The 11,394-nt window shown below is 64.0% G+C and carries 8 protein-coding genes and 1 pseudogene; 6 read left to right on the top strand and 3 right to left on the bottom strand.

The window, feature by feature from the left end; all coding sequences use genetic code 11:
• Both AC2VNO_RS00630 and AC2VNO_RS00625 read left to right on the top strand, forming a co-directional pair.
• Window positions 1-149 (top strand): annotated as a pseudogene (locus AC2VNO_RS00630) (C4-dicarboxylate ABC transporter); the annotation flags it as partial.
• A gap of 169 nt (window positions 150-318) precedes the next feature.
• Window positions 319-1,995, top strand: coding sequence for an ABC transporter permease (locus tag AC2VNO_RS00625; protein WP_486932332.1), 1,677 nt, complete (start codon window positions 319-321; stop codon window positions 1,993-1,995).
• Here AC2VNO_RS00625 and AC2VNO_RS00620 read toward each other — a convergent pair.
• Complete coding sequence (locus tag AC2VNO_RS00620; protein ID WP_486932331.1) at window positions 1,981-3,099, bottom strand: ABC transporter ATP-binding protein; 1,119 nt, start codon at window positions 3,097-3,099, stop codon at window positions 1,981-1,983. The genes AC2VNO_RS00625 and AC2VNO_RS00620 overlap by 15 nt on opposite strands.
• Window positions 3,100-3,350: 251 nt before the next feature.
• On the opposite strand from AC2VNO_RS00620, the gene AC2VNO_RS00615 reads away from it, so the two are divergent.
• Entirely contained in the window at window positions 3,351-4,379 is a 1,029-nt protein-coding gene (locus tag AC2VNO_RS00615) for a Fe(3+) ABC transporter substrate-binding protein (RefSeq protein WP_486932330.1), read from the top strand.
• Between the two features lie 89 nt (window positions 4,380-4,468).
• Here AC2VNO_RS00615 and AC2VNO_RS00610 read toward each other — a convergent pair whose 3' ends face one another.
• Together AC2VNO_RS00610 and polA are read right to left on the bottom strand one after the other, a co-directional pair.
• A complete protein-coding gene (locus tag AC2VNO_RS00610) occupies window positions 4,469-4,987 on the bottom strand; it encodes an ankyrin repeat domain-containing protein (RefSeq protein WP_486932329.1) in 519 nt (172 codons plus the stop codon).
• Between the two features lie 112 nt (window positions 4,988-5,099).
• On the bottom strand, window positions 5,100-7,883 hold the full coding sequence (gene polA, locus AC2VNO_RS00605) for a DNA polymerase I (protein ID WP_486932328.1): 2,784 nt from the start codon (window positions 7,881-7,883) through the stop codon (window positions 5,100-5,102).
• A gap of 167 nt (window positions 7,884-8,050) precedes the next feature.
• Here polA and AC2VNO_RS00600 point away from each other — a divergent pair, with 167 nt between their 5' ends.
• The 3 genes from AC2VNO_RS00600 (at window position 8,051) to speA (ending at window position 11,335) form a co-directional block, all read left to right on the top strand.
• Window positions 8,051-8,341 carry a DUF2782 domain-containing protein gene (locus tag AC2VNO_RS00600; protein ID WP_486932327.1) on the top strand — a complete coding sequence of 97 codons (291 nt, stop codon included), beginning with the start codon at window positions 8,051-8,053 and terminating at the stop codon, window positions 8,339-8,341.
• A gap of 112 nt (window positions 8,342-8,453) precedes the next feature.
• Window positions 8,454-9,416 (top strand): homoserine kinase, encoded by a 963-nt coding sequence (locus AC2VNO_RS00595; RefSeq protein ID WP_486932326.1) that lies wholly within the window; start codon window positions 8,454-8,456, stop codon window positions 9,414-9,416.
• 8 nt (window positions 9,417-9,424) lie between these two features.
• The gene (speA, locus tag AC2VNO_RS00590; RefSeq protein ID WP_486932325.1) at window positions 9,425-11,335 is read left to right on the top strand and encodes a biosynthetic arginine decarboxylase; all 1,911 of its coding nucleotides are present in this window, start codon (window positions 9,425-9,427) and stop codon (window positions 11,333-11,335) included.
• The last annotated feature ends 59 nt before the right edge of the window (window positions 11,336-11,394 follow it).

The raw sequence follows: 11,394 nt of genomic DNA, 5'->3' as shown, positions 1-11,394 counted from the left end.
TGAAGGGGGTGGCGCCCAAGGGGGTGGAGATCATCGATCTCTACAAGGCGGTAATTCCCTTCTGTGCGCTGATCGTGCTGGCCTGTGTGCTGATGGCCTTCTTCCCGGTGCTGGTGACGGGCTTGCCGTCACTCATGCTCGGCTATTAGGCCGTTTAGCAGCCTGCCCGCGGCGCCCGCATCCTGGATGCGGGCGCTTTTCATTGGGGGGCTTCCTTGACGTCGGTCAGCTGCAGCTGCATGGGACAACTGGTATCATTCCCAATCGTTACCGCCTCGCATTACCGTGCCGTTGCGCCAGCCAGCCAAGGAGTTCCGTTTGTTCCGTTCCGCCACTACCGGTCTTGCCTCGGCATCTCGCTATCTGAGCCCCTGGACGCTGCTTATCCTCGGCATCGCCCTGGTCGTCGCGTTGCCCGTCATCGTGGTGCTCGCTCATATCGTGATGCCGACGGAAGGGGTCTGGCAGCATCTGGCCAGCACGGTACTGGGGCGCTATATCGGCAATACGCTCTACCTCACCGTCACGGTAGGCATCGGCACCATGATCATCGGTACCGGTACCGCTTGGCTGGTGGTGATGTGCCGCTTCCCGGGGCGGCGGGTCTTCGAGTGGGCACTGCTACTGCCGCTGGCCGTGCCTACCTACGTGATCGCCTACGCCTACACGGACTTCCTGCAGTATGCCGGCCCGCTGCAAACCTGGCTTCGTGAGATCTTCGAGTGGGGCCGGGGCGATTACTATTTTCCCAATATCCGTTCCCTGGGCGGTGCCGCCACGCTGATCACGCTGGTGCTGTATCCCTACGTCTACCTGCTGGCACGTGCGGCGTTCCTCGAGCAGTCGGTATGCGTGCTCGACGTCGGGCGCACCCTGGGCCGCGGCCCGTGGAACCTGTTTGCCACCGTGGCAGTGCCGCTGGCGCGGCCGGCCATCGTCGGCGGCGTCTCGCTGGTACTGATGGAAACCCTCAACGAATTCGGGGCGGTCCAGTTCTTCGGCGTGGATACCTTTACCACGGGCATCTATCGCACCTGGTTCGGTCTCGGCGAGCAGGTCGCAGCAGCCCAGCTCGCCGCCTGCCTGTTGCTGTTCGTCATCGTGCTGGTGATGCTGGAGCGCTGGTCGCGGGGCAAACGCCAGTATTTCCATACCACCAACCGCTATCAGCAGTTGCCCGAATACCGGCTGCGCGGCTGGCGGGCCGCGGCGGCCTTCACCGTCTGCGCGCTGCCGGTCCTGATCGGATTCCTGATCCCCAGCGGCCTGTTGACGCAGATGGCGCTCACTACCGGGGATGCGCTATTCGGCACCCGCTTTCTCGGTTTTGCCTGGAACAGCTTGAAGCTCGCCGTGATCGCCTCGCTGATTGCAGTGGGGCTGGCGGTGGTACTCAGCTATGGCGTACGCCTACACGACAGCCCGCTGACGCGCATCGCCACACGCATCGCTTCGATGGGCTATGCCATACCGGGTTCGGTGATCGCCGTCGGCATCCTGATTCCCTTCGCCTGGCTCGACAATACCGTCAATACGTGGCTGCACACTCACTATGGCACGATCGTCGGGCTGATCTTCAGCGGCACGGCGTTCATTCTGATCTATGCCTACGTGGTGCGCTTCCTGGCAGTTTCCTTCAATACCGTGGAGGCAAGCCTGGGCAAGGTGACACCGAGCATGGATGCCGCTTCGCGCACCTTGGGGCAAACGCCGGCGGGCACACTCAAGCGCGTCCATACGCCGATCATGCGTGGCAGCCTGTTCGCGGCGGGGATCCTGGTGTTCGTGGATATCATGAAGGAGCTGCCGGCGACCATCATCCTGCGCCCCTTCAACTTCGACACCCTGGCGGTGCGGGCCTACAGCCTGGCGTCGGACGAGCGGCTGGCCGAGGCATCGACCGCCTCCCTGGCCATCGTGGTCGTCGGCATCGTTCCGGTGATTCTGCTGAGCATGGCAATGCGCCGCTCGCGCCCTGGCTCAGGCCCCCGCTGAGGGAAAAACGAAGACCTGAGACAGATCGAGATGAATGTCCACCCGCTGCCCTTCGGCAGGCAGGAACACACCGGGAACCCTGGCGTGCAAGTGAGCTTCGCTGCCGTCCTCGCCGTGGGCACAGATATGCAGCAGGCTGCTGCGTCCCAGCAGCTTGGCCATGACCACATGGCTATAGCGGTGTTCCGGCGCCGGATCGAAGTGCTCGGTAATACGCAGCGCCTCAGGGCGAATCATCACCTGGGCCTGGCTCCCTTCCGGTAGCCAACCGGCTTCAACCGGCCCCACCGGAGTCATTACCCTGCCGCCGTGCACCTCGCCCTGCAGTTCGTTGACCTCGCCGAAGAAGGCCACGACGAAGGGATCGCAAGGAGCGCAGTAGAGCTCGCGCGGGGTACCCACCTGCACCACACGACCCTCGCGCATCAGCGCGATTCTGTCGGCCATGAACATGGCCTCTTCGGGGTCGTGGGTCACCAGCAGAGTCGCCGAGCCCACCTTCTTGAGCACGTGCAGAGTGTCGTCCCGAATGCGATCGCGCAGGCGGGCATCGAGGCTTGAGAAAGGCTCGTCGAGCAGCATCAGCTGAGGAGAAGGCGCCAAAGCCCGAGCCAGCGCCACGCGCTGCTGCTGGCCACCGGAGAGCATGTGCGGGTAGGAATCGGCGTAGGTGGCCATGCCAAGTTGTTCGAGCAGGGACAGGGCCCGCTGGCGACGCTGCGCCTGCGGCTGCCCCTTGAGGCCGAACGTCACGTTCTCCAGCACCGTGAGATGTGGAAACAGCGCCGAATCCTGGAAGGCTAGACCCACATTGCGCTTCTCCGGGGGCACGTGCTTGCCCTTGGGTACCGCGATCTCGCCGCCGTTGAGCGTCACACGACCTTGCTGGAGCACTTCGAGACCCGCGGCAATGCGCAGCAGAGTGGTCTTGCCGCAGCCCGAGGGGCCCAGCAAACAGACCACCTCTCCAGGCATTACCTCGAGATCGACGCCGCGCACGGCCGGCAGGCTGTCGAAAGTATGGTGCACCCCCTGCATGGTCAGGGCGGCATCTGGATGGTAGGGGGCGTGTTCGACTTCCACTGGCTTCGATTGGCTAGTCATAGGTCAGACGACTTGGTCAAGTGAAGGTATGGATTTCATCGTACCCGAAATGTCCAGCAAATGCGTTTGAAATAGACTCTCATTTAACATCTTTTCCACCTCCTCTTGCTCCCGGTCAGCCTACTGCGGAGTCGTATATGAGTCGCTGTCGATGCGGGCTTGACGACGCGTTCGGGAAACGCTTCAATAGCGCTTAACTAAATGCAACGTATTATCATTCAACCGAACCACCCGCTCTCGAGGTCCACTACATGCTACAGCGTAATCGTGTCGTCGCTCCGCTCGCCGTATTGATGGCCGGCTCGGCCTTTGCCACCACGGTAGCAGCCGAAGAGGTCAACCTCTACTCGGCGCGCCATTACGACGTCGATGAGCAACTTTACCAGGCCTTCACCGATGAGACCGGTATCAAGGTGAACCTGCTGGAGGGCGAATCCGACCAGTTGATCGACCGCATCAAACGCGAAGGTATTGCCAGCCCGGCCGATGTGATGATCACCGTGGATGCCGGCCGTCTGTGGCGCGCCGAGCAGGAAGGCATCTTCCAGGGCATCGAATCCGACGTGCTCGATGAGCGTCTGCCGGATTCCATGCGCCACCCGGAAGGCAAGTGGTTCGGCTTCAGCCAGCGCGTGCGGGCAATCTTCTACAACCCCGAGAATGTCGACCCCAGCGAAATCACGTCCTACGAGGACCTGACCGACCCGCGCTGGGAGGGTGAGGTGTGCATCCGCTCTTCCAACAACATCTACAACCAGTCGCTGCTGGCGGCGATGATCGATCATCACGGTGCCGAGGGGGCCGAAGAGTGGGCCCAGGGCATCGTCAAGAACCTGGCGCGTCAGCCCGAGGGCGGTGACACCGATCAGATCAAGGCAGTGGCTGCTGGCGAGTGCGACCTGGCCGTGGCCAACCACTACTACTACGTGCGCCTGATCAACTCCGACGACGCCGCCGACCGCGAAGTGGCAGAAAAAGTCGGTATCCTGTTCCCCAATCAGGAGGATCGCGGCATTCACGTCAACGTCGGCGGAGCAGGCGTCGTTGCCACCTCGCCGAACCGCGAAAATGCCATTCGCTTCCTCGAGTTCCTGGCCTCTGATGTGGCCCAGGAGTTCTTCGCTGCCGGCAACTTCGAGTACCCGGTGATTGACGGTGTGAACATGGACGAGACGCTGAAGTCCTGGGGCGAACTGCACAAGGACGACCTGAATATCAGCGTGCTGGGAGAGAACAACCCGGAAGCGATTCGTATCTTCGATCGCGTCGGCTGGCGCTGAGCACTAGCGCGAGCTGAGCAATAGCGCAAAGAGAAAGCCCGCGGCCTGCGCCGCGGGCTTTCGCGTTTAGGCGGGATGCTTTTCTGGCGTCAGCTGGCCAGCTGAGCCGGCGTATTGGCGGCTCCCATGGCCTGAGCCAGGTCGCGCGCGGTCATGCCGCGACTGTCCCGGACGTCCGCATGGGCGTCATGCGCCAGCAGAAGCGCCACGATCTCGGTACGATCGAACATGGCGGCAAACATCAGCGCCGTCTTGCCGTCCGGGGCGCAGGCGTTCACCTCGGCACCGTATTCCAGCAGGAGTTCGGCCATTCTCAGATCGCCCTTGTAGGCCGCACCGGCCAGCGGGGTCTGGCCTTGGTCGTTGCTTAGCTGCGGGTCGGCACCATGCTCGAGCAACACCCGAGCGGTGTCGTGGTGGCCGTGGTAGCTGGCCAGCATCAGCAGGCTGTCGCCCTTGTGGTTGCGCAGATTGGCCGGCAAACCTTGGGGCAGCAGCGCCTGAAAGGTGGCGCTGTCGCCCTCGCGGGCGCAGTTGAACAGCTTCGTGGCAAGCCTGATGGTCTCGTCGTCAGGCCCGCCGGGGCCCCTCTGGGGTGCATCCGTCATAGCTTTTTCCATCGTCGTCCTTGTACGAGGCTTAAGCATAGCGGCCCGAAGCTGCCTCGCCAGCCCCGGGCCTGCTATCGATTCGATGGAATGCCGTCATTGACGCTCGGCGTCAGTGCGCCTCATCCCAATTGACGCCGCTCTCGGCTTCGACGATCAGCGGTACGCTGAGCTCGGCGGCGGCCTGCATGCGCGCCTTCACTTCACCGATGAATTCGTCCACCTGACCCTCGCCGACTTCGAACACCAGTTCGTCATGTACCTGCATCACCATGCAGGCGTCGAAGCCGCTTTCTTGCAGCCAGGCGTCGACCTCGATCATGGCGCGCTTGATGATGTCCGCCGCGGTGCCCTGCATCGGTGCGTTGATCGCGGTGCGTTCGGCGGCCTGGCGACGCGCGTGGTTCTGAGCGCGGATTTCGGGTAGATAGAGCCGGCGGCCAAACACCGTCTCGACGAAGCCGTCATCGGCGGCCTGGGCGCGGATACGGTCCATGTAGCGCGCCACCCCCGGGTAGCGGTCGAAGTAGCGGTCGATGTAGGTCTGCGCCTGGCTGCGCTCGATGTGCAGCTGCTTGCCCAGGCCCCAGGCGCTCATGCCGTAGATCAGCCCGAAGTTGATCGCCTTGGCGCTGCGTCGCTGCTCACCCGAGACTTTATCCAGTGCCACACCGAAGACTTCGGCGGCAGTGGCGGTGTGGATGTCACGCCCCTCGGCGAAGGCGGAAAGCAGCCCCTTGTCTTCGGAGAGGTGGGCCATGATACGCAGCTCGATCTGCGAGTAGTCGGCGGCAACGATACGGTAGCCAGGGCGGGCGATGAAGGCCTGGCGAATCTTGCGCCCCTCCTCGGTACGAATGGGAATGTTCTGCAGGTTGGGGTCTGACGAAGACAGCCGCCCGGTAGCGGTGACCGCCTGGTGATAGCTGGTATGCAGGCGGCCGGTGCGCTTGTTGACCAGACGCGGCAGCTTGTCGGTGTAGGTCGACTTGAGCTTGGCCAGGCCGCGATGCTCCATGATCACCTTGGGCAGAGGGTAGTCCAGCGCCAGCTCCTCGAGTACCGCCTCGGCGGTGGAAGGCGCACCCTTGGGCGTCTTCTTGAGCACCGGGATCTTCTGCTCCTCGAACAGGATCTCGCCCAACTGCTTGGGCGAGCCGAGGTTGAACTCGCGGCCGGCCAGCTCGAAGGCGCGCGTCTCGAGTTCCTGGATGCGCACTTCGAGCTCCTGGCTCTGGGCACGCAGACGTGCGGCGTCGATCGCCACGCCGGTGCGCTCGATGCGCGACAGCACCGGGATCAGCGGACGCTCGATATGGTCGAGCACCTCGGCCAGGCGCCCCTCGGCCTCGACGCGGGGCCGCAGCGCGCAGTGCAGACGCAGGGTCACGTCGACGTCCTCGCAGGCGTAGGGCACGGCCTGTTCGAAGTCGATCTGGTTGAAGGTGAGCTGCTTGGCTCCCTTGCCGGCGATCTCCTCGAAGCTCACCGTCTTCTGCCCCAGGTACTTCAGCGCCAGCGAATCCATGTCGTGGCGGGTCGCCGTAGAGTTGAGCACGTAGGATTCGAGCATGGTGTCGGTAAGGGGGCCGCGCACCTGGATATCGTAGTTGGCCAGCACCGAGATGTCGTACTTGAGGTTCTGGCCGATCTTGCCGCGGCAGGGATCCTCGAGCAGCGGCTTGAGCGCGGCCAGCACACTGGCGCGATCGAGCTGGTCGGGCACGTCGAGGTAGTCGTGGGCAAGCGGCACGTAGGCCGCCTCGCCGGGCTCCAGCGCCAGCCCCACGCCGACGATCTCGGCATCCATGTAGTTGAGGCTGTTGGTCTCCAGGTCGAAGCAGAAGGCCTCGCAGGCGCCGAGCCGACCCAGCCACGCGTCGAGTTCCGCCTGAGTCAGGATAAGATGGTTGTTGCACGCCGCTACGCTGGCCGGCGGCGCCTCGGGATCGAGATTGCCCGCCGCCGCCGTGCCTGCGACCCCCGTGCCGCGCTCCACGTCATCGACGCCCTCGTCCTTGCCCGCCAGCAGCTCCGAGAGCCAGGCCTTGAACTCGAGCTCGGTATAGAGCTGCTTGAGCGCTTCGCGGTCGGGGTGGGCGATGTCGAGGTCGTCGAGCCCCACCGGCAGCTCGCAGTCGGTCTTGATGGTGGCCAGCTGATAGGAGAGATAGGCCATCTCGCGATGCTCCTCGAGCTTGGCCGGCAACGTCTTGGCGCCGCGGAAGTCGAGCGTCTTGACCCGATCCAGGTCGGCGTAGATGGTATCGAGCCCGCCGCCCATGCCCTGCAGCAGGCCCAGGGCGGTTTTCTCGCCCACCCCCGGCACTCCGGGAATGTTGTCGACCTTGTCGCCCATCAACGCCAGGAAATCGATGATCAGCTCCGGCGGCAGGCCGAACTTGGCCTCGACGCCCGCCCTGTCGAGGAGCTCGTCCTTCATGGTGTTGACCAGGGTGATGTGCTGATTCACCAGTTGCGCCATGTCCTTGTCGCCGGTGGAGATCACCGCGTCGCGACCGGCCTCGGTGGCGAGACGTGCCAGGGTGCCGATGACGTCGTCGGCCTCGACGCCTTCGATGCACAGCAGCGGCAGACCCAGGGCACGCACGCAGGCGTAGAGCGGCTCCACCTGACTGCGCAGGTCGTCGGGCATCGGCGGACGCTGGGCCTTGTAGGCCTCGAACAGCTCATCGCGGAAGGTCTTGCCCTTGGCATCGAAGACCACCGCCATGGGGCTGTCGGGGTAATCCTTGATCAGCCGCTTGAGCATGTTGATCACGCCTTTGATGGCGCCGGTGGGTTGACCCGTGGAAGTGGTCAGCGGCGGCAGAGCGTGAAAGGCGCGGTAGAGGTAGGACGAACCGTCGACGAGAACGATGGGCGTATCGGCCATGTATCGGCATCCGTTGAGTCTGTGCAAGAAAATGTGATTCTGGTCAGCCATGATACGCATTGCCTGTGGTTTTTGCCGACATCGTTGGGATCACGCTGTCCAACGGCATACACTGGCATCGGCCACAAGGTGGCATCGATTGTCGCAAGCGGTCTTCGGAGGCCAATATGAACGTCCTTTCTCGCTTCCTGGCTGTGCCCCTGCTTTTCCTCGGCCTGGTGGCAGCCGCGCCGGCCATGGCGCAGTCATCCGGCAACGTCGAGCCCGACATCACCACGCGCCAGGAGAGCGACCGCACCATTCGCGAATACCGCGTCAACGGCCAGCTCTACGCCATCGAGATCCGGCCGAACCAGGGCTCCGGCTATTTTCTGGTGGACCACGATGGCGACGGCAACTTCGAGCGCCAGGGGGGCAACGGCATCGCCGTACCTCAGTGGGTGCAGAATCGCCGCTAGCCAATGCAGGGAGTGTTACCCACCGAGGTGAATGACGGAACGCGTCCAGTAGACGTGCATCGAAGTGCCAAGACGCTACAATAGGCGGCTTGGCAACCTGGGCGAGAGACACATGGCCGTATTCACCCCGTTGAGCGACGCACAGGTCGCGGAGTTTCTCAGGCGTTTCGACGTCGGTGAGCTGGTGTCCCTGACAGGGGTGGCCGGTGGCACCGAAAACAGTACCTTCTTCGTTACCACCGACCGTCGCGAGCTGGTGCTGACCCTCTTCGAGCAGGGCGAGCATGAAGAACTGCCGTTTTTCGTCGACCTGCTCGACTACCTGGACGAGCACCGCCTGCCGGTGGCAGGACCGGTTCACGACCGCGAAGGCATCGCTCTGCACAGCCTGGCCGGCAAGCCCTCGCTGCTGTTTCCGCGCCTGCCCGGCCGCCACCCCGTGGCGCCCAATCTGACCCAGTGCGAGACGCTGGGCGACGCACTGGGGCGGATGCACGTGGTATCCCAACACTTCCCCGGGCATCGGCCCAACCCGCGCGACCTGAACTGGCTGACTGCCATGCACCACAAGGTGCTGGTCTATCTATCGCCGGAAGATCAGACCCTGATGAAGGATGAAGTGGAAATCTATCAGGGTGTGTTCGGCGATGCGCCCGAGCTGCCCCACGGCGCATTGCACGGCGACCTGTTTCGCGACAACACCTTGTACGAGGGCGACCGCCTCGGCGGCATCATCGATTTCTACAACGGCTGCACGGGCGACCTGCTGTTCGATCTCGCCATCGTGATCAACGACTGGGCCTCGGGCCCCGACGGCCGTCTGGACCGCGAACGCCACGACGCCATCCTCAATGCCTATCAGGCCCGCCGCGCTCTGACCGAGGTCGAGCGGGAGGTGTGGCCGACCATGCTGCGCATGACCGCGCTGCGCTACTGGCTGTCGCGTCTACTGGTGGTCTACGTGGACCCGCCGGCGCACGACCTGACGCCCCACGACCCCGCGCAGTTTCATACCATACTCACGGCACGCCTGAACCACGGCGCTTTGCCCCTGCCCGAAGCGAGCGATACATGAGCCTATCCATGGGAGCAGCCTCCGGTCCCGCCCAGCGAGCCCGCCGCACCTGGAACATCGACCAGTGGGGCAGCGGTTATTTCGACGTAGACGACGACGGTCACGCCCTGGTGCGCCCGCTGGGCAGCGAGGCCGAAGGGCCAGCACTGCCCCTGGCCCCGCTGGTGAACCAGTTGCGCGAGCTCGATTTGCGGCTGCCGGTACTGGTGCGTTTCAGCGACATCCTGCACGACCGCGTCGAGCAGCTGTGTGAAGCCTTCGACCTGGCCATGAGCGAAGAGGAGTACAACGGCGGCTACACCGCGGTCTACCCGATCAAGGTCAACCAGCAGCGTCGTGTGGTCGAGGAAATTCTCGCCACCCGCGAGCGCGGCCACGGCCGGGTCGGCCTCGAAGCCGGCAGCAAACCTGAACTGCTGGCGGTACTGGCCCTCTCCGCCGACGGCCCGTCGCTGATCGTATGCAACGGCTACAAGGACCGCGAGTACATCCGCCTGGCACTGATGGGCGAGAAGCTCGGCCACCGCGTCTACCTGGTGGTGGAAAAGTTCTCCGAACTGCCCCTGATTCTCGAGGAAGCCGAAAGCCTTGGCGTCACCCCGCGCATCGGCCTGCGCGCGCGCCTGGCGTCGGTGGGCATGGGCAAGTGGCAGGACACTGGCGGCGAGAAATCCAAGTTCGGTCTCACCGCCAGCCAGATGCTGGCGGTGGTGGAACGCCTGCGTGAAGCCGACTCACTGGCAAGCCTGCAGCTGGTGCACTTCCATCTCGGCTCGCAGATCGCCAACATCCGCGATATCCAGGTCGGCCTGCGCGAGTGTGCGCGTTTCTATCAGAGCCTGCTGGCACTGGGAGCGCCGATCGATACCGTCGACGTCGGCGGTGGCCTGGGTATCGATTACGAGGGTACCCGTTCGCGCAGCTTCTGCTCGATCAACTACTCCATGCGCGAGTACGCACGTAACGTGGTCAGCGCCTTCGCTCAGGCCTGCAACGAGGCTGAAATCCCCCACCCGCATCTGGTCAGCGAATCCGGCCGTGCGCTCACCGCGCACCATGCGGTGCTGATCGCCAACGTGATCGGTGAAGAGCGGGTCAACGATGAAGCACCCGAGCGTCTGGCCGAGAACGATCCGCAGCTGGATGAGCTGTGGCGCGTTCACGATCTGCTGGGCAACTCGGTGGAGCCGCGGGAGCTGGTCGAAGCCTGGCATGACCTGCTGCAGGCAATGAGCGAGATGCACGATCGTTTTCTCATGGGCCTGGCGGACATCACCGTTCGCGCCGAGTCGGAAGGGGTCTACTTCGCTGCCTGTGCACGCCTGCGCGAGCGTCTCGACAGTCGCAACCGTGCCCACCGCGAGATCATCGACGAGCTGGCCGAGAAGCTCGCCGACAAGCTGTTCGTCAACTTTTCGCTGTTCCAGTCGGTGCCCGACGTGTGGGGCATCGATCAGATCTTCCCGGTGCTTCCGCTGACCGGACTCAACCGCGAGCCCACCCGCCGCGGCGTGATCCAGGACATCACCTGTGACAGTGACGGGCGTATCGACGGCTACGTCGACGGCCAGGGCGTGGAGACGACCCTGCCGCTGCCGGAGTGGCGCGAGGACGAAGAACGCCTGCTGGGCTTCTTCCTGGTCGGCGCCTACCAGGAGATCCTCGGCGACCTGCACAATCTGTTCGGCGACACCGACTCCGTCGACGCCGCACTCGACGAGAAAGGCGAGTGGGTGCTGAGCCACGCCCAGCAGGGCGATCGGGTCTCCGACGTATTGGCCTACGTCAACTTCGATGCCAAGGTGCTGCGCGACCGGCTCGCCGGCCAGCTGGCCGACAGCGGGCTCTCCGCCGAGGAGCAGGCACACTTCCTCGACGACCTCTCCGCCGGCCTGCAGGGCTATACCTATCTTGAATAACGCCTGCCTCGAGAGAATCATGGGAGAGTAAACGACGATGCCCCCGCGGCCAGACCGCG

The sequence above is a fragment of the Halomonas sp. TH-94 genome, from assembly GCF_057473365.1.
This window is presented reverse-complemented; position numbering and strand designations above follow the sequence as displayed.

Excerpts from the sequence above, each read along its gene's own strand:
- AC2VNO_RS00620 (WP_486932331.1), bottom strand. The coding sequence starts at position 3,099 with ATGACTAGCCAATCGAAGCCAGTGGAAGTCGAACACGCCCCCTACCAT.
- AC2VNO_RS00615 (WP_486932330.1), top strand. The coding sequence starts at position 3,351 with ATGCTACAGCGTAATCGTGTCGTCGCTCCGCTCGCCGTATTGATGGCC.
- AC2VNO_RS00610 (WP_486932329.1), bottom strand. The coding sequence starts at position 4,987 with ATGACGGATGCACCCCAGAGGGGCCCCGGCGGGCCTGACGACGAGACC.
- polA (WP_486932328.1), bottom strand. The coding sequence starts at position 7,883 with ATGGCCGATACGCCCATCGTTCTCGTCGACGGTTCGTCCTACCTCTAC.
- AC2VNO_RS00600 (WP_486932327.1), top strand. The coding sequence starts at position 8,051 with ATGAACGTCCTTTCTCGCTTCCTGGCTGTGCCCCTGCTTTTCCTCGGC.
- AC2VNO_RS00595 (WP_486932326.1), top strand. The coding sequence starts at position 8,454 with ATGGCCGTATTCACCCCGTTGAGCGACGCACAGGTCGCGGAGTTTCTC.
- speA (WP_486932325.1), top strand. The coding sequence starts at position 9,425 with ATGGGAGCAGCCTCCGGTCCCGCCCAGCGAGCCCGCCGCACCTGGAAC.